Source organism: Arthrobacter endolithicus (assembly GCF_026627425.1).
Classification (GTDB): domain Bacteria; phylum Actinomycetota; class Actinomycetes; order Actinomycetales; family Micrococcaceae; genus Arthrobacter_M.
In genome coordinates this window covers 26,181-47,339 of record NZ_JAPNLH010000004.1, presented here as the reverse complement: position 1 = coordinate 47,339, position 21,159 = coordinate 26,181, and the positions used below count along the sequence as shown (strand labels likewise).

Below are 21,159 nucleotides of genomic sequence, written 5' to 3'. Positions count from 1 at the left end.
GGCGCGCCGCTGCCACCGAGACCGACTGCTACTCCACTACTACCAGCAGGTCCCCGCCCTGCACCTGTTCGATGGCGGAAACGGCAATTCGGGAAATAGTCCCGGCCACCGCGCTGGTGATGGATGCCTCCATCTTCATCGCTTCGATGGTCGCGATAGTCCCGCCGGCTTCAACGGCGTCACCGACAGCAACCGTCACCGTCACAGCACCCGCGAACGGGGCTGCGATCTGGCCGGCCACGCCTGGATCGGCCTTCTCAGCGGCTTTAACGTCGCTGACGACGCCATTGTCACGGATCAGCACCGGGCGCGATTGCCCATTGAGCGTGCACATTACGGTGCGCATGCCCTTCTCATCAACCTCGGAGACGGCCTCCAGCGAGGCGATCAGCCGCACGCCCTTCTCCAGGGCAATGACATGTTCCTGGCCGCGTTGCAGACCGTAAAGATAGTCGCGGGTGTCCAGAACGGACACGTCCCCATAGGTGTCTCTGACCTTCAAATAGTCCTTTGTTGGACCGGCAAAGAGCAGCCGGTTCAAGGTCTCGCGGACCGTGTCCGGGTCTCCCGCCAGGGCTGCACTGTCCTCGGCGCTCAATTGCACGTCACGGACCTTGATTTCCCTTCCCTGCAGCGCCTTGGTCCGGAATGGTTCCGGCCAGCCGCCCGGCGGATTACCCAGCTCGCCGGATAAGAAACCGATCACCGAGTCCGGGACGTCGTAGTTCTGCGGGTTTTCTTCAAAATCCCTTGGGTCCGCCTTGATGCCGACCAGATGCAGGGCCAGATCGCCAACCACTTTGGAGGACGGGGTCACCTTGACCAAATGGCCCAGGATACGGTCAGCAGCGGTGTACATGTCTTCGATTTCCTCAAAGCGTTCGCCCAGGCCCAGCGCCATGGCCTGCTGCCGCAGATTCGAGAGCTGTCCGCCGGGGATTTCGTGCCGGTAGACGCGCCCGGTGGGCCCGGCCAGTCCGGACTCAAAAGGAGCGTAGACCCGCCGGACGGCCTCCCAATAGGGCTCCAGCGCGCAAACATTCGGCAGCGATATTCCGGTGTCCCGCTCGGTGTGCGCCAGCGCTGCCACGAGCGCCGATGCCGAGGGCTGGCTGGTGGTTCCCGCCAGCGCGGCGGATGCCACGTCTACGGCGTCCACGCCGGCATCGGCGGCGGCCACCAGGGTAGCCATCTGCCCGCCGGTGGTGTCGTGAGTGTGCAGGTGCACCGGTAGGTCAAATTCGGACCGCAGGGCGGCGACCAGCTTGGCTGCTGCCGCGGGGCGGAGCAGCCCAGCCATGTCCTTAATGGCCAGAATATGAGCGCCGGCTGCAACGATCTGCCGGGCCAGTTGCAGGTAATAATCGAGCGTGTAGAGCTTTTCCGTTGGATCCAGCATGTCACCGGTGTAACAGAGCGCCACCTCGGCGACGGCCGTCCCGGTGGCCCGGACGGCCTTGATGGCCGGTTCCATCTGAGCCACGTCATTGAGGGCATCGAAAATCCGGAAGATATCGATTCCGCTGCGTGCCGCCTCGGTGACAAAGGCCTCCGTGACCTCTGCAGGATACGGCGTATAGCCCACGGTGTTCCGGCCGCGCAGCAGCATCTGCAGGCAAATATTCGGCAAGGCATTGCGCAGCGCCGTCAGCCGATCCCACGGGTCTTCGCCCAGGAAGCGCAGCGAAACGTCGTAGGTGGCACCACCCCATGCTTCGACAGAGAGCAGCTGCGGCGTCAGCGCGGAGACTGCCGGTCCGGCGGCGACCAGGTCCCGAGTACGCACTCGGGTGGCCAGCAGCGACTGATGCGCGTCGCGGAAGGTGGTATCCGTGACAGCCAGGGCAGTCTGCGCCCGCAATGCGGCGGCGAAGCCTTCCGGCCCAAGCTCCTGCAGCCGCTGACGCGAACCGGGCTGCTGGTCCTCAGCGGTGACAGAGGGAAGCTTTTGGGCCGGGTCCGCGTGGACGGTCAGCTCACCATGGGGCTTGTTCACCGTGACATCGGCCAGCCAGGTCAGCAGCTTAGTGCCCCGGTCGGCGGAGACGCGGGCCTTGAGCAGTTCCGGTCGCTCATCGATGAAGGAGGTCGCAACGTTGCCGGCGATGAAGTCCGAATCGTCCAGCACCGCCTGCAGGAAGGAAATATTGGTGGATACCCCGCGGATCCGGAATTCCGCCAGGGCTCGGCGGGCACGCGCCACAGCGCTCGGGTAGTCCCGGCCCCGGCAGGTCAGTTTCACCAGCAGTGAGTCAAAGTGCGGGCTGATCTCGGCGCCAGCGTACACGGTGCCGCCGTCGAGCCGGACACCGGCACCGCCAGCGGAACGGTAGGCGGAAATCTTTCCAACGTCGGGCCGGAACCCATTGGCCGGATCCTCCGTGGTGATGCGGCACTGCAGCGCGGCACCCTTGATCGACACCGAGTCCTGGCTCAGACCCAGATCCGCCAGTGTCTCCCCCGCAGCGATCCGCAGCTGTGCCTGCACCAAGTCGACGTCGGTGATTTCCTCCGTCACGGTGTGCTCAACCTGGATTCTTGGGTTCATCTCAATGAAGAAATGCTGACCGGCCCGTTCGCCCACGGTATCCACCAGGAACTCCACGGTGCCTGCGTTGACGTAACCCAAGGCCTTTGCGAACTTCACGGCATCGCGGTACAGCGCCTGCCGGATATTTTCGTCAAGGTTTGGAGCGGGCGCAATCTCCACCACCTTCTGATGCCGGCGCTGGATGGAGCAGTCGCGCTCAAACAGGTGCATCACATTACCGGCGGCGTCGGCCAGAATCTGCACCTCGATGTGGCGCGGACGCAGAACCGCCTGTTCCAGGAACATGGAGTCGTCGCCGAAGGCGGCATCGGCCTCACGCATGGCCGCCTTGAGAGCCTCCGGCAGGTCCTCCCGCTTATCCACCCGGCGCATGCCGCGGCCACCACCGCCGGCAACGGCCTTGGCGAAAATGGGGAACCCAACCTCGTCGGCAGCGGCAATCAGCTCAGCAAGGTCCGACGACGGCTGACTGGATTTGAGCACCGGGATACCTGCCCGGCGGGCGGCGTCCAGCGCATGGACCTTGTGGCCGGCCAGTTCGAGCACATCCGCCGGCGGGCCGACGAAAGTGATTCCGGCTTCTTTGGCCGCTGCCGCCAGCCCCGGGTTCTCGGAGAGGAAACCGTAACCAGGGTAGATCGCATCCGCCCCGGCTTCCTTGGCGACCCTGATCACCTCATTGACATCGAGGTAGGCCCGGACCGGGTGGCCCTCCTGCCCGATCAGATACGCCTCGTCGGCCTTTTGACGGTGGATGGAATTGCGGTCTTCGTACGGAAAAACGGCCACTGTCTTCGCGCCGAGTTCGTAGCTCGCGCGGAAGGCGCGAATCGCGATCTCGCCGCGGTTGGCTACCAGAATCTTTGAAAACATTGTGCTCCTGGGGAACTGGTCGTGCGGGGCATTCCCTCACTGTTGCTGAGTCTGTTAGTGCCCAGTCTGTGTGACGGCGTGAGGTCTAAACAAGTCGACGTGTCCCAGCTCACGTTTTTACTTCTTAATCGGCCACACAATCGGCGTGCGGCAGGCGAAGGACTGAAACCGCGGGCCGTCACCATATGATGAACGTGCAGCTCATTGCTCTGCGGCCATCTGCCGGCGGCCAATACCCACCGGAGGGCTGGCCGGCGAGGACAGGCAACGCAGCCGCACCCCGCATACGACTACGCGTTATACGACCACGCGATGAAAAGGTATTGGTTCAACCCGTGCAAGTAGTAAGCATCAGCAGTCTCAAAGGAGGCGTCGGCAAGACGTCTGTCACCCTGGGGCTTGCCTCCGCGGCGCTCGCTGCCGGCATTGCGACCTTGGTGATTGATCTTGATCCGCATGCCGATGCCACTACCGGGCTTGGCGTGCGCGCCGACGCTCAACTGGACATCGGCCGGATGCTGAAAAACCCCCGCAAGGCCCAGCTCGCGGCCAACGTGCTGCCGAGCGGCTGGAGCAAAAACGCCAAGGCCGACGGCGGCGCGCCCGTTTTGGACGTCGCGATCGGTTCGGCGTTCGCCGGGATCTACGACCGACCGGATCTTGGCCGCAGGGACCTGCGTCGGCTGTCTACCTTGCTCAATAATTCCGCCAATTCGACCGGCAGCAGTGCCGGTAAATATCAGTTGGTCCTGATCGACTGCCCCCCGTCGCTCAATGGGCTGACCCGAATTGCCTGGACGGCCAGCAACCAGGTCCTGCTGATCGCCGAGCCGGCGCTGTTCTCGGTCGCCGGGACGCAGCGCACACTTCGTGCGATCGAGCTTTTCCGCGCCGAATTTGCCCCCGGGTTTACCGCTGCGGGTATTGTTGCGAACCGTGTGCGCAGCGGTTCCAGTGAACATACTTACCGCCTGGCCGAAATGAAAACGATGTTCGGGCCCCTGCTGCTTTCACCGACAATCCCCGAACAGGCCAACTGGCAGCAAATTCAGGGGGCGGCCCATCCGATCCATCAGTGGCCGGGCGAGTCGGCCAGGAACGCGGCGGGGCTCTTCGACCATCTGCTCGGCGGGCTGCTGGCGAAGGGGTCCCTGCGCAACCGCGTCTATCGCTAACGGCGGGAAATTTGTTGACACCGCGTCAGCAAGGACACGGCGCACACCCACGACCTTCGAAAGCACGGCCCTGCCCCGCAGGATCTTCCGTCGTACCGGGTCAGGATATTTTACGCGCGTCCCTGCGCTTCGTCAGCTCGTCGTCCGGGAAGGACTGTTCGGCGTGTTCGCTGGGCAGCGCCGCGAGACTTCCTTCCACCTCGCGCCAAACCCGCCCCACGGCGATGCCAAAGACGCCCTGGCCGCCCTGAACCAAATCGATAACCTCGTCAGCGGAGGTGCACTCGTAGACCGAAGCTCCGTCGCTCATGAGCGTAATCTGCGCCAGGTCTTCGACCCCGCGTTCGCGCAGGTGTTCCACGGCGGAACGGATCTGCTGCAGGGATACTCCGGTGTCCAGGAGGCGTTTGACTACCTTCAGCACCAGGATGTCCCGGAAACCGTACAGGCGCTGCGAACCTGAGCCGGCAGCACCGCGCACCGCCGGTTCCACCAGCCCGGTCCGGGCCCAATAGTCCAGCTGGCGGTAAGTAATGCCGGCGGCCTTACAGGCCGTGGGCCCGCGGTAGCCGGCATCAACGTCCAGAACCGGCAGATCCTCGGTGAACAGCAGTCCTTGTGCCCCGGCCGCCATGACCGCACCCGGGATGGGAGCCTGCCGTAGTTCGCCGGCGTCGCCTTTCGGACTCACGTGGACCCTCCTTGTCGTTGTTCCCTCATCGGAACCAAATATCGGCTGCTGCAGCCGGCGCCTACGGCAAAAAACCTGCCAAATAACCGGGAAAAACCGGCAAACTTCAGACCGGAAATTCGTTCAAAAGAGTGGGTTACACATCCTGGCTCAAACCCTGCGCCCACCCTCATTGTGCCCGCAGGAACCCTCACCGGCAATGGGAACTCTCAGTATCGACGTTAGGGCCGCATGGGCTATAGGTCAAAGATGCGGGACTAAAGAATTTGACCGTGTCGGAACTTTAAGGTTCAGCTTTAACCTTACCGTCCCGCCCGCCACCGGGGCGCCGTCGTTATTTGTCGAAATCCTCGGGCTCAACCTCATTGAGAAACTCGCGGAACCGCCGCAGTTCGCGTTCCTCGGCCTCCGGCGAATCAATCGCGTCGGGATCGTCTTCATCATGGTCCGTGACCTGCACCCCGGCATCCTCGAGCACCTCGGGTGCACACCAAATGGTGCAAGCGGCGCGCAAGGCGATCGCCAGCGCATCCGAAGCCCGCGACCCTACTACTGTTCCGTCGTCGAACGTCAGCTGGGCATAGAAAACACCGTCCTCAACGGCGGTCAGTGTCACACTCGCGACGCTGCGGCCCAGCGCAGTCACCACGCTGCAGAGCAGGTCGTGGGTCAGTGGCCGCGGCGGGACGACGCCTTGCTGCGCCAACGCGATGGCGGTTGCTTCCGCGGTACCGATCCAGATCGGTAAGTGGCGGGGACCGGCAATCTCTTTGAGCAGCACCAGTGGCTGGTTTGACGGCATCTCCACCCGCACCCCGACGATCTCCAGCTCAATCATGTCCGGTCAGTCATCCTTAACAGACATAGCTTGCTCAGCTTGCATCAGCGGTCCATCCGCGCGATCCGGTCCTGCACCAGCGCACTGTGCAGACCGAGGCAGAGCTCGCTGATCTCCCGGGCGGTTTCAGCAGCCCTGGCCTGAGAAGCCCCGTCCCGCCGGGAGCTCAGCGGCGCAACCACCCGTTCCACCAGCCCGAACTCCCGCTCTGCCGCGGCCTGGAAAGGACGCAAGTGACGCGGCTCCAAACCGTGCGCGGACAAGGCGGTGCAGGCCTTCGCCACCCGCAGCGCGTGGTCATCGAAATGGCCTTCCTTGGCTGCAATCAGCCCAAAGCTGATCAACGAGGACAGCAGCTCAGCGCTGGCCCCCGACTCGGCCCGGAGTTGCTCAGGAGTGAGCCTGCGTGCCCGGCTCTTGAGCTCCATGGCGAGTTCGTCGGAAACCATCCGAGGCGCAATGGACACGCCCGGCGGGAGGTTTTCCGGCCCCTCACCCCGATCGATGGCGTCCAGATAACCGCGGATTACCTTCAATGGAAGATAATGATCACGCTGCAGCGCGAGCACAAAACGCAGGCGCTCGACGTCGGACTCCCGGAACTGCCGGTAGCCGGCTGGAGTGCGCTGCGGTGTGATCAGCCCCTTCTCTTCGTAGAAGCGGATCTTGGAAGCTGTTACGGAGGGAAAATCCTCGGTCAACTGCGCCAAGACCTCTCCGATGTTAAAGATGACCTGCGGCGCAGTTCTCCCCCGGTGGACGCTCACGTCCGGCAGGACCCTGCGCGCCGACGCGGCGCTGCTTACCATCGCCGCCTCAGGACTGCGTCTGAAGGGGAACGGCGGGCCGGGCGCGGACAGCGGGGCTGTAGTAGTAGGTTAGCCGGAACTTCCCGATCTGAACCTCATCGCCTGAGCGCAGCCGGACCGAATCCACCCTGTCCCCATTGACGTAAGTTCCGTTGAGACTGCCTGAATCGACGACCTCGAAGCCCCCCGGTAGGCGGCGAAACTGTACATGCCGGCGCGACACGGTGACGTCATCAAGGAACACATCGGCACCCGGGTGACGCCCCGCCGTCGTCGTATCCGCATCCACCAGGAACCGGGCTCCGCGATTCGGGCCACTGTGCGCAATCAGCAGGGCTGACCCGGAGGGCAGAGCCTCAACGGCGATGCGCTCCTCGGGAGCCAGTTTGTATTCGACCGCTGGCTCCGTGCTGGACGGGGGCAACTGGATGGAAGTGGTCTCTGAAGCGCCGGGCTGATCCGCAAACTCCGCCTGACCACTGGGCACGGCGTTGCTTGAGTTCTCAACCATCGGTACTCCTTCTCGTCTATGTTGTTTACCGTCTCGAGGAGCCGGACGCGCAACTAGTGCACGCGTGTATCTAGCCTACCTGTTGTTCGTAAGCGCTGGCACTGAGCAAGCCCTCCACCGAGGCAACGTCGTCGAGCTTGATCTCCAGCAGCCAGCCGGTACCGTACGGATCGGAGTTAATCAAGGCAGGATCGCCGTCCAAGGCCTCATTGCGGGCGGAAACCTCTCCGGAAAGCGGAGCGTAGATGTCGCTGACACTCTTGGTTGACTCCACCTCCCCGACAACGGCCGCGGCGCTGACCTGCGTTCCGGCCTCCGGCATCTGCACATAGACAACATCGCCCAGCGCGTCCTGGGCGAAATCGGTGATGCCCACCCGGACCACGCCGTCCGCGCCCGGAGCGGTAATCCACTCGTGCTCGGCCGTGTAGGAGAGATCTGCTGGAATGTTGCTCATCTTGTGCCTTTCGCGGAGGGGAAGTGCTTGAGTCCAGTCTTTCGGGCGGCGGCTGGCATTACAAGCTGACGCAGAAAGTATAGGCATACCGGACAGGGTACCGTGTCGATGGTGCAGTCACACGCCTCCCCGGCGCGAACTCACGCCCGGAGGGTGGGGCTCCGGATCAGCGCACCGACTTCCGGTTGTAGAGCACCATTGACCAGGCGTAGCCCACGACCGACAGCAGCACGATCCAACCGATCCCCAGCAGCGGGTTCACGCCCATGTCGCTGCCGGTCAGCAATCCCCGCACGGTTTCGATCCACGGGGTGAACGGCTGGTACTGCGCAAACCCGTGCAGCCACACCGGCATCGATTCGGTCGGCACGAAGCCGCTCCCCAAAAAGGGGAGGAACGTCAGGACGAGCGGCTGGTTGCTGGCGGTCTCCACCGACTTTGCCGCCATCCCCATCGCGACCGCGAGCCACGTGATGGCGAATGCCACCAGAGCCATCAGGCCCGCGGCCGCAAGCCACTGCAGCGGCCCGGCCGTGGGCCGGACGCCGATCAGCAGTCCGACGCCGAATACGACCACGACGGCGATGAGCCCCTGCAGGGTGTTCCCGAGCACGTGCCCGGTCAGTACGGCTGCCCGAGAGATGGCCATCGTGCGGAATCGCGCGACGATGCCCTCCGTCATATCCATCGAGACCGTCGTCGCGGTGCCTCCCGCGCTCCCGGCGATCGTCATGAGCAAGATGCCCGGAAGCACGTAGGCGGCATACGTCTCGCGTCCGTGGACGGCCCCACCCGGCAGGCCTGCCCCGATAGTGCCGCCGAACACATACACGAACAAAAGCAGGAAGACCACTGGTAACACGACGACGAAGACTGTCAGACCCGGATATCGGACCATATGCAGCAGGTTGCGGCTCGTCATCGTCAACGAATCCGTCACGACGTGCCCGCGCTGGGGTTGGATGGTTGCGGCGGTCATGAGGGGATCCCTTCTGTCTGGGGGCGCTCGACCCGGCCGGTGAGCGCGAAGAACACGTCGTCCAGGTCCGGGGTGTGGATGCTGAGGTCGGCAACCTCAATGCCTGCTCCGTCGAGGCGGTCGAGCGCGCTCCGCAGGCTCTTTACCCCGTTGGGGTTCGGTACCTCCAGGGTGAGCGCCGCATCCCTGCGGGCAGACCCGGCGAACAGGGCCGCCGCCGAGTTCAGGGCCTGCGCGTCCGCGAACTGCAGGCGGATATGGCCGCCTGGCACGAGCCGCTTCAGCTCCTCGGGGGTGCCCTCGGCGACGATCTTCCCGCCGTCCAGCACCACGATCCGGTTGGCGAGCTCATCGGCCTCGTCAAGGTACTGCGTGGTGAGCAGCACCGTGGTGCCCTGCGCAACCAGATCGCGCACTATCTCCCACATGGTGTGGCGGCTGCGCGGGTCGAGTCCGGTGGTCGGCTCGTCGAGGAAGATGATCCTCGGGGTGTCGACAAGGGTCATGGCCAGGTCCAGCCGGCGCGCCATGCCACCGGAGTAGGTGGCGAGCGGCTTGCGGGCCGCCTCGAGCAGGTCGAACTGCTCGAGCAGCTCGGCCACGCGGGCCCTCACCCGCTTCGCCGGCAGATGACGCAGCCGGGCCATAAGCATGAGGTTCTCCTCGCCGGTCAGCAGCTTGTCGACCGCCGAGAACTGGCCGGTGAGGCCGATCCCGGCACGCACGCCGTCCGGGTTCCGCACCACATCGTGTCCATCGACGGTTGCGGTGCCGGCGTCGGGCCGCACCAGGGTCGTGAGGATGTTGACGGCGGTGGTCTTGCCGGCGCCGTTCGGGCCAAGGAGAGCCGACACCGTACCGCGCGCGACAGTGAGGTCGACGCCGTCGAGCACCACTTTATTGCCGAACGACTTGCGCAAACCGCGCACGTCGATCGCTGGGCTGACGATAGTCATTTGTAGTTCCTTCCGTTCGGTGGTTGGACAGGTCAGTTCCGGCTGCCGGGCGTCGCCCTTTCCTCCCTGGAGGTGTGATGGTGCGCCGATCTACTGTGCGATGGCGGGCTGCACCGTAATATCCCCGTAGCTGGTGCGCACCCGCACTTCAACGCTGCCCTCGCTACCGGCGGGGCCTTGGTCGGCATTCATGTCGTTGCGGACGACGCCGTTCTTGGACTGGACGTCGAGCCACGCGGCGACGCCACGGCGGATACCGACGAGCACCTCCCCAAAGGAGGCCTCGAGGGCGATGATGCCGGCGGACACCTCTTCGATGCGGATCTTGCCGTAGGAACTGCGGGCGGTCACCGAGTCGAGTGCCTCGCGGACGCTGATCGAACCGTTCGCGAGCTTTGCCGTCAGTGCCCCGCCTGCCACACCGACGTGGATGTCGCCGTTGGAAGCCTTGAGCGTGGACGTGCCGCCTACATAGTCGACACGAGTCGGCCCGTTGCCTGAGGTGAGCTCCAGATCGCCATCGACGTGGACGACGATCACCTCACCGCTGCTGGCGTGCACCTGCAGTTGTGCCGCTCGCTCGATACTCACGTCGCCGGTCGAGGACTTGATCCGCGTCGCACCGAGTGGCCCGCGGGCGCGGATCCAGCCGACACTGGTCTCAGCGGTCAGCCGTGAGCCGCTCGGCAGGTCGACGGTGACATCCACCGACTCTTTACCGCTACCAATGAGCACACCATACCGGTGCGGTGCGGCGATGGTGACCCGGCCGTCCCGGTACTCGACGACGGTCTCGGCGGCAGCGCGTACGTCGGCCTTCTTGCTCGGATTACTGGGATCGACACGCACGTCGACGTCGGTGCGCTCGCTGGCGGAGACCTCGATGCGCCCAACGGGGACGTCGAGGGCGAGGTCGATGGGACCGTTGGTCTGATATTCGGGCATGCTGGAGCCTGCCTTTCGAAGGGCCTGGTCGGGCGGCCCCGCGGTTGCGAGGCCGGTCAGTGGGCGGGGCGGACTATCGCACCCAGCCTGCGTAATGGTCGCCGGAGCCTGACCCTCGCTGGGTCGAACGCCGGATCGCGGGTTCCAGGGCGGCTGCGATGGCACGCACCAGCCAGGAATTCACGGAGAGCCCGTCAGCGGCGGCCGCGTCCTCGACGCGGACCTTGAGGGCATCCGGGAGCCGCAGCGTTGTTCGGGATGTGCTTGCGCCGTCCGCGTCAGAGGACGCGCTGCCGCGCGCCGCCCCAGGGTCGAGGTAGGCCGCCTCGGCGGCCGGGCTCACCACAAATTCGGCGTCGCGGCCGCGCAGTCGCACGTCCACCGACCCGGGTGAGAGCTCGCGGCTGATCTCCCCCGCCGCCGCCGAGAGGGCCTCAAGCAGCACAAGCCGGGTCGCTGAGTCGAGGGGTGCGCTCAGGCGCTCGGCGATAGCGCGGGCCTCGTCCCCGCCGCTCTCGGCGGCGACGGCCAGGTGGTGCTTAAGCTCTGCGACGTACTGATCGAGTTGCATGACATCAGTATCACACCATCATGGTGTCACGTCAAGCAAAACTGATGTCACTCCGTCCGGTTATGACACCATACTGCGGATTCTGCACGGCCAGGAAACGGCTGACGCCCGCTCTGCGCAGAACCGCCCGCGACGTCTCGGAAGAGAACGCCCGCGGGCATCTACGGCGGCACAGTTGAGCCTCGCCCCCTGCTCCTCATCGTGCCATTGAAAATACCTCCTTAGACTGTGATACTTTCCCGCATGTCCTACCTGGTGAAGCCTGAGCACCTCGCCGCTGCGGTGACGGCACCCGTCCCCGCGGACGAGTCTTTGCCCCGCACCTGCATCATCGGCGCCGGCTCCTCGGGGATCGCTGCTGCCAAAGCGCTGTACCTCGCCGGCGTGCCGTTCGACTGCTTCGAACGCGGCAGCGCGATCGGCGGCAATTGGCTCTTCGATAACCCGAACGGCCTATCCGCCTGCTACGAGACATTGGAGATCAACACCTCCGGCCCCAGGATGGCATTTTCCGATTTTCCGATGCCGGCTGACTATCCGCCGTATGCCCGGCACGACCAGGTGCACGCCTACTTCGAGAACTACGTTGATCACTTCGGCTTTCGGCACACGATCAGCTTCGGCACCACGGTTGAGGAAGTCACCCGCGATGCCGATGGCGGCTGGCTTGTACGCACGAGCGGCCCGAATGGCCGGCGGGCGGGCAGATATGATGCGGTGCTGGTCGCCAATGGACACCACTGGGACGCACGGTGGCCTGACCCGGCCTACCCCGGCTCGTTCGATGGCGAGCAGATTCACGCCCACGATTACCGATCTGGCGATCAGCTTGCAGGCCGCGACCTCGTGGTCATCGGCGCGGGCAACTCCGCCATGGACATCGCGGTCGAGGGCTCCTACCGCGCCAAGAGCGTCGCCCTGTCGATTCGCCGCGGCCAATGGGTGCTGCAGAAGTTCCTGCTCGGGCATCCCAGCGATCAGGTCACCTTGCCGGCCTGGCTGCCGTGGAGGGCGACCGCGCTGCGACTGCGCATCGGGGCCTTGACCGCCGGCGGCCTCCGCAGGTACGGGCTGCCGAAGCCGGCGCATAAGCCCGGCCAATCGCATCCCGTTCAATCGGACCAGATCCGCGCCCGCATCGCCTCGGGCCGAATCGCCGTGCGCCCGGGCATCGAGCGTTTCGACGGCGACACGGTGGTGTTCGTCGACGGAACCCGCGCGAAGGCCGACCTGATCGTGTGGGCGACCGGATACGAGGTGACGTTCCCATTCCTTGACCCCGCGCTGGTCTCCGCAGCAGGTAACGAGTTACCGCTCTGGAAACGGACGGTGCATCCGGACCTGGCCGGTCTGTTCTTTGTCGGGCTGGTGCAACCAGTGGGCGCGGTGATGCCGGTGGCCGAAGCGCAGGGGGCGTGGCTGGCCGAGACGCTGAGCGGGCGCTACGCTCCCCCGCCGGAGCGCGAGATCCGCCGGCAGATGGCCAAGGACCACGAGCGGAACAAGCGACAGTTCTACGCCTCGCCGCGACACACCATGGAGGTGGACTTCGATCACTACCTCTGGGATCTCGCCCGCGAACGAGCTCGCGGCGGGCAGCGCGCCCGCCTGGGTCGCCGTCAGGGACCATGACGCGGAGGACATAGAGGCACCATCTCGACGTTCCGGAAACGACAAATGCCTGATGAAACTATACGTCTCATCAGGCATTTTCCTGTCGGGCTGACAGGATTTGAACCTGCGACCCCTTGACCCCCAGTCAAGTGCGCTACCAAGCTGCGCTACAGCCCGAAAGTTCTGGTCCGGTCAAAATACGGCCGGGCGAACCACCTCAAAAAGCTTACCGTAAAATCCATGCCGTGCCGACCAGCAGACGTCGGGGGATGTCAGTTCCGCGCAGCGTTGGACCGCTGCGCTGCGCAGGAGGCATCATACGCGGGCTTTGCGCGGAACGCTGGGCAGAAGTGCACGTGCAGGCGGGCACGCGCAGGGCGGCACGACGACGACACCAAGCGTCCGACGTCGTCGTACCTGTTGCCTGCGCTACTTCCGTGCGGTCTTGCCGCGTTTTTCGCGCACCCGCATGCTGACCTCGATAGGGGTACCTTCGAAGCCGAAGGTTTCACGCAGCCGGCGGGTAATAAAGCGGCGGTAGCCGGCATCCAGGAACCCGGTGGTGAAGAGGACAAACTTTGGCGGCCGGCTGGAGGCCTGCGTGCCGAAGAGGATGCGGGGCTGCTTACCGCCGCGCACGGGGTGCGGGTGTGCTGCGACGAGCTCGCCCAGGAACGCGTTCAGGCGGCCGGTGGGGATGCGCCGGTCCCAGTTCTCCAGCGCCAGGTCCAGAGCCGGCACCAGGCGGTCCTTGTGCCAGCCGGTTTTGGCGGAGATATTGACCCGCGGCGCCCATTCCACATGGGCCAGGTCCTGCTCGATTTCGCGTTCCAGATAGCGGCGGCGTTCATCGTCGAGCAGGTCCCATTTATTAAAGGCCAGCACCAGCGCACGGCCGGATTCGACGGCCAGCTGCAGGATCCGTACGTCCTGCTCGCTGAGCACCTCATCAACAGCCAGCAGGACGACGGCGACCTCTGCCTTCTCGAGAGCAGATTGGGTGCGCAGCGAGGCGTAGAAATCCGCGCCCTGCGCCATATGCACCCGGCGCCGGATGCCGGCGGTGTCCACGAAGCGCCAGGTTCGGTCGCCGAGTTCAATGAATTCATCCACCGGGTCGCGGGTTGTGCCGGCCATCGGGTCCACCACCACGCGCTCGCTCCCGGCCAACTTGTTCAGCAGTGAGGACTTGCCCACGTTCGGACGGCCGATCAGGGCAACCCTGCGCGGGCCGCCTGAGCGTTCCAGTCCTTGGACGGCGGAGAATTCCGGCAGTACTTCCATGACGCGATCGAGCATGTCGGCAACACCGCGGCCATGGACGGCCGAAACCGGCCACGGCTGGCCCAGCCCCAGGCCCCACAGCATGGCGGCGTCGGATTCCTGCACGATGTCGTCCACCTTGTTGCCGATCAGGATGACCGGCTTCTTGGACCGGCGGAGCATCTTGACTACGGCTTCGTCGGTGGCCGTGATACCCACGGTGGAGTCGACCACCAGCAGCACGGCATCCGCCATTTCGACAGCTACCTCGGCCTGGTCGGCCACCCGGGCGTGAATTCCGCGTGCGTCGTGCTCCCAGCCACCGGTGTCCACCAGGGTGAATTTGCGCCCGTTCCAATTAGCGGCATAGGAGACCCGGTCCCGGGTGACTCCCGGGGTGTCTTCCACCACGGCTTCACGGCGCCCGAGGATGCGGTTCACCAGTGTTGATTTTCCGACGTTCGGCCGTCCCACGATGGCCAGCACCGGATCCTGCCGGACCAGACCGTCGTCGTCAGCGTCCTCGAAGGTGCCGTCCAGCAGGGCAGCATCTTCGTCGTCGAGCTCGTAATCGGACAAACCGGCGCGCAGCGATGCGGCCCGGACCTCGGCGTCCTCGTCATTGAGGGCAGCCAGGTGCTCAGCAACCCGGTCAGTGCCGGTGGGCGTATATTCTTCGTCACCGTGGCCAAAGTCACCCGCATCGTTTCGACCGGTGGACTGAGAGTCGCTCATGGTTGCTTTCCTTCATGCTGATTTGTAAGGTCATCGTCCGCAGAAAATACTTGTCCCCCGCCGGCAAACGCGGCCTGGACGTATGCGGATAGCCGGATTTCTTGGTGACCGGCTGCTTGGATTTTGTTAAACACGTCTGTCCATTGAAACACGTCTGTCGTGTCCCGGGTTTGGCCTAACCATCCGCGGCGGAGCTGAAGAAGTGTTTTCCCTCCACCGCGTCGATCACTACCCGAAGGACGGCGGCCACGGTTTGTTCAAAGTCGAGGGTGGAGGAATCCACTGTTACTACGCCGTCGGCCGCGCGTTGGAATTCCACGACGGTGGAGTCCTTGGCATCGCGGGCCAGCACCTGCGAGGTGAGCTGCTCCGCCGTCTGCGTTCCGCCCAGCTGGATCCCGCGGCGCGCCATTCTGGCCTCTTCGCTGGCGGTCAGCAGCAGCCTGACCTCGGCAGATGGCGCAACCACCGTTGTGATATCTCGACCTTCCACCACCATTCTCTTGGCGGCGTGCGTTATTGCCTCGCGCTGACGGCGGACCAGCTCGGTACGGGCACCGAGTGTGGTTGCCACTGCGCTGACCGCCGAGGATATCCTCGGGTCGCGGATCTTTTCTGTGATGTCCACGCCGCCAACCTTGACGAATTCGTGCTCAACGCCGGTACTTTGCTCCAACTCCAGGGCCCGGGCGGACGCCTCGACGGCAACCGCGTCGTCAAGCGCCACGCCGGTGTCCAGGCATTGCCAGGTGAGGGCGCGGTACATTGCGCCAGTATCGAGGTAGGCCAACCCCAGGCGACGGGCGACCTCCCGGCTGACACTGGATTTCCCCGATCCGGACGGGCCATCGATGGCCACCACGAGGGACTTGCCCAGCCGCAAGTGGCGCAGATCCGTTGCCGCCGACTCGGCTGCTTCGTGGCTGGAACGGTTCTGGGCTTCCATCACAATATGACCTTCCAGCCGCGATCCGTCAGTTCCTGCACCAGTGCTACCCGTTTATTGGGTACTACGGAGAGTTCCACCATGCCCACTTCCCTGCCGGCCGAATGATCCAGCCGCAAATCTTCGACGTTAATCCCGATGTCCCCGATTTCCGTCAGCAACCGCGCAATTTGGCCAGGTTTGTCATCCACCAGGACGGTCAACCACGCATACGCCTGCGCCGGGCCGCCATGCTTACCGGGAATCCGCGCCTGACCTGCATTGCCCTCGCTGATCAGCCTGGCGAGATCCAGGTGGGCGCCCGGAGCGTCGGGAGCCTCCAACGTGCTGATCAAACGGTTCACATCGGCCCGGACGCCGCGCATAATGTCGATTAGTTTCGCCGCGTTGGCTCCGAGGATCTGAACCCACATGGCGGGGTTGCTGGCGGCAATTCGGGTGACGTCGCGCAGGCCGTTTCCGGCCAGTGACAGCGCGTGGGACGGGCTGTCCTGCAAACGCGAGGCCACCAGCGACGCCATGATCTGCGGCAGGTGGGAAACCAGGGCCACCGCTTCATCATGGTCATCCGGGGTGAAGCGAAAGACCACCGAGCCGAGGTCAATGGCCAGTGAATGGGCCACTTTGATGGCCGCTGCCGAGCTCTCCTCCGAAGGACAAAGTACCCATGGCGTGCTGGAGAATAGTTCCGCACGGGCTGCCACCGGGCCCGAACGTTCGCTGCCGGCCATCGGATGCGTGCCCACGTAGCGGCTCAGTTCAGCCCTGCTGACCCCCGGAAGGCGTCGCAGCGTGGCTAGAATTCCGGCTTTGACACTGGCAATATCGACGACGACGGCGTCCGGGTAGTCTGCCAGTGCCGCTGCGACGACCCCCGCCGTGACATCCGGCGGGGCGGCCACCACGACCAGCTCAGGCGCCACAGTCTCACCGGGCGTCAGGCCACGTCCCGCGCCGATATCCACCGCAACGGCCTGGGCAGAAGGTGATGTGTCGTGTAAAACAACATCAAGGCCCCGGGCACGTAGCCCGAGCCCAATACTGGCGCCCAAGAGACCGGTGCCGATCACCAGCACCGGTCCGGTCAGATGCGACGGATTCATCGTTTTTTAGAGCCCCACAGAAGCGAGCAGGTGCCCCACTTCCTGCCGGCCCAGGACCCTAATGCTGCCCTGGCGCTGATCGTTCATGCGGATAGGCCCCACCTGAACGCGGACAAGGCGCTCTACCGGGTATCCAACTGCGTCAAAGAGACGGCGGACGATGCGGTTCTTGCCGGAATGCAGGACAACTTCGACAAGAATATGACCTGGGGTGGAGTCCACCAGGCGGAACGAATCCACCCGTGCGATGCCGTCCTCCAACTCGATTCCCTCGCGCATCTGGGCACCAATGCCCTGGCCCATTGGCCCGCGCACCTGCGCCATGTACGTCTTGGGAACCTCATACTTCGGATGCGATAAGCGGTTGGCCAGCTCGCCGTCGTTAGTCAGCAGCAGCAGCCCTTCGGTAGCCGTATCCAGGCGTCCGACGTGGAAAAGACGCTCGTTGCCGTGTCGGTTTTTCAGGAAGTCACTAATGCACGGACGCCCCTCGGGATCGTCCATTGTCGAGACGACACCTTTGGGCTTGTTGAACACCATGTAGACCTGGGATTCGTCCAGCTGGAGCCGAATACCGTCCACGGTAATAGCGACCTTTTTTGGATCAACCCGCAGCCCTACTTCGTTGATGATCTGACCGTCCACTTCGACGCGGCCCGCTTCGATCATGTCTTCGCAGACGCGGCGGGACGCAACACCGGCCGATGCCATCAGCTTCTGCAGCCGGATGCCCTCGGGATCATGCATATCCACATACGGGCCCTGGTCTTCCCGACGCCGGTTCTGCTCGGTGGGACGGTTCTTCACCGGACCGAGATTTCCGCCGAACCGCTCGTTGCCGAAAGCACGTGGCCCCCTGGGCGCACCTGACTTTGGACCGCCGGACTTTGCGCCGGAAGACTTCGCCGCAGCTGATTTCCCCGAACCGGGGGTTCCGGGTTTGCGCGCAGCACCGAATTTCGAAGGGCCGCCGGTTCCGTTGCCGATCCGCGGTGCCCCGGAGCCGGGAGCGCGTGCGTAAGGTGCATTCGATCGAGGTGCGCCCGCGCGGCGATCATCGACACGCTGCGCGTCCGGGCGCGAATCACGATCCCGCGAGTACGGCGCATCCGAGCGTGGCGCAGACCAGCGGTCATCCGAGCGTGGCGCAGACCGACGATCGTCGACATGCGGGGCACCGGTGCGGCGATCGTCCACGCGCGGCGCAGACCAGCGGTCATCCGAGCGTGGCGCAGACCGACGATCGTCGACATGCGGGGCACCGGTGCGGCGATCGTCCGCGCGCGGCGCAGACCAGCGGTCATCGGCACGCGAATCACGACCCCGCGAGTACTGCGCATCGGCACGCGGCGCTGCCGAATCGCGATCTCCGGACCATGGTGTGCTGGTTCGCCGCTCTCCGCCGCGGGCCGACTGTGAACGGGGTGCATCGGATCCTGACCGATCCGCCCGGGAGCCGCCTGACCGGGGGGCACCGCTGCGCGGTCCCCCGGTACGGAGCCGGTTCCGGTCCTGGTCCCGCCCTTGGCCGGAAGGGCCGCGTCCGGAATCATCTGAGCGGTGCGACGGTGTCATTGCGTTTCCTCATTAAAAATCGATATCAATAATCGAATAGCTGGTCAGTACGATGAATCTTCAAAATCCTGGAGGTTTTCCAGTCCGGGCAAGTGTGGAGCGAGCTGCGGAAGGTCCTCCGCGCTGCTGATTCCCATCCGTTCCAGAAAGTAGTCTGTGGTTTGATACAGCACCGCGCCCGACTCGGCATCAGTTCCCGATTCCTCGATCAAACCACGTTGGGCAAGGGAACGGACTACGGAGTCCACGTTGACCCCGCGAATGGCGGAAACCCGCGCACGCGATACCGGCTGCCGGTACGCGATAACGGCCAAGGTCTCCAGTGCGGCCTGCGTGAGCCTGGCCGTTTGGCCGTCCATCACAAAACGCGAAACAATGTGGGCAAAATCCCTGCGCGAATAAATGCGCCAGCCGCCTGCCACGTTGCGCAGCTCGAATCCCCGCGGTGCTGCCGGGACCGGTGCTGGCGGGACAGATGCTTCTGAAACAGATGCCGTTGAAACAGGTGCTGCGGAGACCGGGCTGGCACCCTTGCCCGTACTAGTATAGCCGTCATACTCCAGCTGCAGAGCGACGAGCAGTGCGCTCACCTGATCAACTCCAAGACCGACGACGGCGGCAAGCTGTGCTTCGCTGACCGGCTCGTCTGTGACCATCAGCACCGCCTCCAGTGCCGCCTTGGCACCACCTGGCAAGTTCACAGCGTCCATCGACTCGGTTTCCATAGACGCATTAATCAGTTCCATTGTCCGTTTCCTTGCGTGCGAAGGGGCCTGTCCAGTGCACTTGCAGTTCACTTAGCGGGCCGGCCTGTTCGAAGGCCACTACGGCGTCACGGAACATGTCCAGCAGAGCCAGGAACCGTGCCACCACCACCAAAGTAGTCGCCGCATCCGCTGTCAGTACGCGAAATGACATTGCATGGCCGGCGGCCAGCATCGCTGTGATGATCTCTGCCTGTTCGTTCACATTCACCGTCGGAGCGTGCAGATGGGTCAAGCCCACCGCCGTTGGCGCCGGAGCACGGGGCGTGAGCGCCGCGCGCGCCAGAGCGGCAAACTTTTCAGGCGGGTGGCGCCACAGCAGTTCGGGAAGCAGTGCGGCGAACTGCGGCTCCAGCCCAGTCAGCCGCGGAAAGCGTTCTGCCTCGCTCTCCAGCCGGTCCCCGATGATGGCAGCGATTTCCTTAAAGGCCTTGTATTGAAGGAGTCGAGCGAAGAGCAGGTCACGCATCTCCAGTAAAGCAATGTCATCATCGTTTTCGGCCTCACCGGCGGGCAGCAGCCGCGCCGCCTTGAGATCAAGCAAGGTGGCGGCCAGCACCACGAATTCGCTGGCCTCATCCAGCGCCCAGTCGGCACCGGTCTCGCGCAGTCGCCGCAGATAACCGATGAACTCGTCCGTCACCTGGGCCAGCGCCACGTCGGTGATGTCCATTTCGTGCTTGGAAATCAGGCCCAGCAACAGGTCGAAGGGGCCACTGAAGTTCTCCAGCGTGACTTCAAAACCCGTTGACTCTGCCGGTTTAGGGCGAGCCGCCACGAGCCACGAGTTCCTTGGCCAGCCGGCGGTAGGCGTCCGCGCCCTGATGATTTCCGGCGTAGCTGGTGATGGGCTCCGCTGCGACAGTGGCATCAGCAAACTTGATGGTGCGCTTGATCACTGTTTCGAAGACGTTGTCGCCGAAGGCCTCAACCAGACGGGAAATGACCTCCCGACCGTGCAGCGTCCGGGCGTCGTACATCGTCGCGAGTACGCCGTCGATCTGCAGCCCGGGATTGATCCTGTCCTGGATCTTTTCAATGGTCTCCACCAGCAGAGCCACCGCACGCAGGGCAAAGAATTCACAGATCAGGGGAATGATCACGCCGTGCGCCGCGGTAAGGGCATTAACCGTGAGCAGGCCCAGCGACGGCTGGCAGTCGATCAAGACCACATCGTAATCATTTTCGACCTTTTTTAGCGCTCGGTCGAGCACCTGTTCCCGCGCAACTTCATTGACCAGTTGCACCTCGGCGGCGGAAAGGTCAATGTTGGCCGGGAGCAGGTCAATATTCTCAATCCCGGTGTGCCGGATGGCATCCCGGATATCCACTTTGCGGTCCATCAAAACGTTATAGACAGTGAGGTCGAGCTCATGCGGATTCGTCCCGAGTCCAGCGCTCAGCGCGCCCTGTGGGTCGAAATCCACCAGCAGCACGCGCCGGCCGGCCTCGGCCAGCGCGGCGCCCAGATTAATGGTGGAGGTAGTCTTACCCACGCCGCCCTTCTGGTTGACCATCGCAATGACCCGGGCGGGACCGTGAGTGGTCAGGACGGGCGGCTCCGGGAATTCGGTCAGCGGACGTCCTGTGGGACCCATTACGGCGTCGTCAAGGTCCAGGTCCGTGCGCTCCGGTTCCGTACCACTGGAAGAACTGCCCGTACGGCCTGTGCCTTCCAGAGTTGTTGAACCCTGATCGTTGCTCACGTATTAGTCCACACTTTCTCGTCCGTGTAATTCCTGGCGATGGTCTCCGGTCCGCCCCTCCTAGGTTACCGCCCGTCACCGATCGTATTCGGGACAT

General features: G+C 64.2%; 19 protein-coding genes and 1 tRNA gene. 2 read left to right on the top strand and 18 right to left on the bottom strand.

The window, feature by feature from the left end:
- Positions 1–28 precede the first annotated feature (28 nt).
- Positions 29–3,424, bottom strand: coding sequence for a pyruvate carboxylase (locus tag OS914_RS04765; protein WP_267544924.1), 3,396 nt, complete (start codon positions 3,422–3,424; stop codon positions 29–31).
- Between the two features lie 335 nt (positions 3,425–3,759).
- Between OS914_RS04765 and OS914_RS04760 the strand changes: the two genes are divergently transcribed.
- The gene (locus OS914_RS04760; protein WP_267544923.1) at positions 3,760–4,599 is read left to right on the top strand and encodes a ParA family protein; all 840 of its coding nucleotides are present in this window, start codon (positions 3,760–3,762) and stop codon (positions 4,597–4,599) included.
- A gap of 100 nt (positions 4,600–4,699) precedes the next feature.
- Here the strand turns inward: OS914_RS04760 and OS914_RS04755 are convergent, their stop codons facing one another.
- From OS914_RS04755 to OS914_RS04715, 9 genes are all read right to left on the bottom strand, one after another.
- The gene (locus OS914_RS04755; RefSeq protein ID WP_267544922.1) at positions 4,700–5,290 is read right to left on the bottom strand and encodes a MerR family transcriptional regulator; all 591 of its coding nucleotides are present in this window, start codon (positions 5,288–5,290) and stop codon (positions 4,700–4,702) included.
- Positions 5,291–5,624: 334 nt separating this feature from the next.
- Entirely contained in the window at positions 5,625–6,128 is a 504-nt protein-coding gene (locus tag OS914_RS04750) for a bifunctional nuclease family protein (protein WP_267544921.1), read from the bottom strand.
- 44 nt (positions 6,129–6,172) lie between these two features.
- Positions 6,173–6,937: a transcriptional regulator FtsR gene (gene ftsR / locus OS914_RS04745; protein WP_267544920.1), complete on the bottom strand. Its 765-nt coding sequence runs from the start codon at positions 6,935–6,937 to the stop codon at positions 6,173–6,175.
- A 7-nt stretch (positions 6,938–6,944) separates the two neighbouring features.
- The gene (locus OS914_RS04740; protein WP_267544919.1) at positions 6,945–7,448 is read right to left on the bottom strand and encodes an FHA domain-containing protein; all 504 of its coding nucleotides are present in this window, start codon (positions 7,446–7,448) and stop codon (positions 6,945–6,947) included.
- Positions 7,449–7,518: 70 nt separating this feature from the next.
- On the bottom strand, positions 7,519–7,905 hold the full coding sequence (gcvH, locus tag OS914_RS04735) for a glycine cleavage system protein GcvH (RefSeq protein ID WP_267544918.1): 387 nt from the start codon (positions 7,903–7,905) through the stop codon (positions 7,519–7,521).
- Between the two features lie 166 nt (positions 7,906–8,071).
- Positions 8,072–8,884 carry an ABC transporter permease gene (locus OS914_RS04730; protein ID WP_267544917.1) on the bottom strand — a complete coding sequence of 271 codons (813 nt, stop codon included), beginning with the start codon at positions 8,882–8,884 and terminating at the stop codon, positions 8,072–8,074.
- Positions 8,881–9,840 (bottom strand): ATP-binding cassette domain-containing protein, encoded by a 960-nt coding sequence (locus tag OS914_RS04725; protein ID WP_324290622.1) that lies wholly within the window; start codon positions 9,838–9,840, stop codon positions 8,881–8,883. The genes OS914_RS04730 and OS914_RS04725 overlap by 4 nt, the downstream gene beginning before the upstream one ends.
- Before the next feature lie 90 nt (positions 9,841–9,930).
- A complete protein-coding gene (locus OS914_RS04720) occupies positions 9,931–10,785 on the bottom strand; it encodes a DUF4097 family beta strand repeat-containing protein (RefSeq protein ID WP_267544916.1) in 855 nt (284 codons plus the stop codon).
- Positions 10,786–10,858: 73 nt separating this feature from the next.
- Positions 10,859–11,356 (bottom strand): histidine kinase, encoded by a 498-nt coding sequence (locus tag OS914_RS04715; protein WP_267544915.1) that lies wholly within the window; start codon positions 11,354–11,356, stop codon positions 10,859–10,861.
- A 243-nt stretch (positions 11,357–11,599) separates the two neighbouring features.
- On the opposite strand from OS914_RS04715, the gene OS914_RS04710 reads away from it, so the two are divergent.
- Positions 11,600–12,988: a flavin-containing monooxygenase gene (locus OS914_RS04710; protein WP_267544914.1), complete on the top strand. Its 1,389-nt coding sequence runs from the start codon at positions 11,600–11,602 to the stop codon at positions 12,986–12,988.
- A gap of 85 nt (positions 12,989–13,073) precedes the next feature.
- On the opposite strand, the gene OS914_RS04705 is transcribed toward OS914_RS04710, so the two are convergent.
- From OS914_RS04705 to OS914_RS04665, 8 genes are all read right to left on the bottom strand, one after another.
- A tRNA-Pro gene (locus OS914_RS04705) sits at positions 13,074–13,147 on the bottom strand.
- A 252-nt stretch (positions 13,148–13,399) separates the two neighbouring features.
- Positions 13,400–14,968 carry a ribosome biogenesis GTPase Der gene (gene der / locus OS914_RS04700; RefSeq protein ID WP_267544913.1) on the bottom strand — a complete coding sequence of 523 codons (1,569 nt, stop codon included), beginning with the start codon at positions 14,966–14,968 and terminating at the stop codon, positions 13,400–13,402.
- 175 nt (positions 14,969–15,143) lie between these two features.
- The gene (gene cmk / locus OS914_RS04695; protein ID WP_267544912.1) at positions 15,144–15,914 is read right to left on the bottom strand and encodes a (d)CMP kinase; all 771 of its coding nucleotides are present in this window, start codon (positions 15,912–15,914) and stop codon (positions 15,144–15,146) included.
- Positions 15,914–17,017: a prephenate dehydrogenase gene (locus tag OS914_RS04690; RefSeq protein ID WP_267544911.1), complete on the bottom strand. Its 1,104-nt coding sequence runs from the start codon at positions 17,015–17,017 to the stop codon at positions 15,914–15,916. Before OS914_RS04690 ends, cmk begins: the two co-directional genes overlap by 1 nt.
- 6 nt (positions 17,018–17,023) lie before the next feature.
- Positions 17,024–18,214: a pseudouridine synthase gene (locus OS914_RS04685; protein WP_420713871.1), complete on the bottom strand. Its 1,191-nt coding sequence runs from the start codon at positions 18,212–18,214 to the stop codon at positions 17,024–17,026.
- Positions 18,215–18,636: 422 nt separating this feature from the next.
- Positions 18,637–19,338 (bottom strand): SMC-Scp complex subunit ScpB, encoded by a 702-nt coding sequence (gene scpB, locus OS914_RS04675; protein ID WP_267544910.1) that lies wholly within the window; start codon positions 19,336–19,338, stop codon positions 18,637–18,639.
- Positions 19,325–20,134, bottom strand: a complete 810-nt coding sequence (locus OS914_RS04670) for a segregation and condensation protein A (protein ID WP_267544909.1) — start codon at positions 20,132–20,134, stop codon at positions 19,325–19,327. The genes scpB and OS914_RS04670 overlap by 14 nt, the downstream gene beginning before the upstream one ends.
- Entirely contained in the window at positions 20,118–21,062 is a 945-nt protein-coding gene (locus OS914_RS04665; RefSeq protein WP_420713864.1) for a ParA family protein, read from the bottom strand. The genes OS914_RS04670 and OS914_RS04665 overlap by 17 nt, the downstream gene beginning before the upstream one ends.
- Positions 21,063–21,159: the final 97 nt, after the last annotated feature.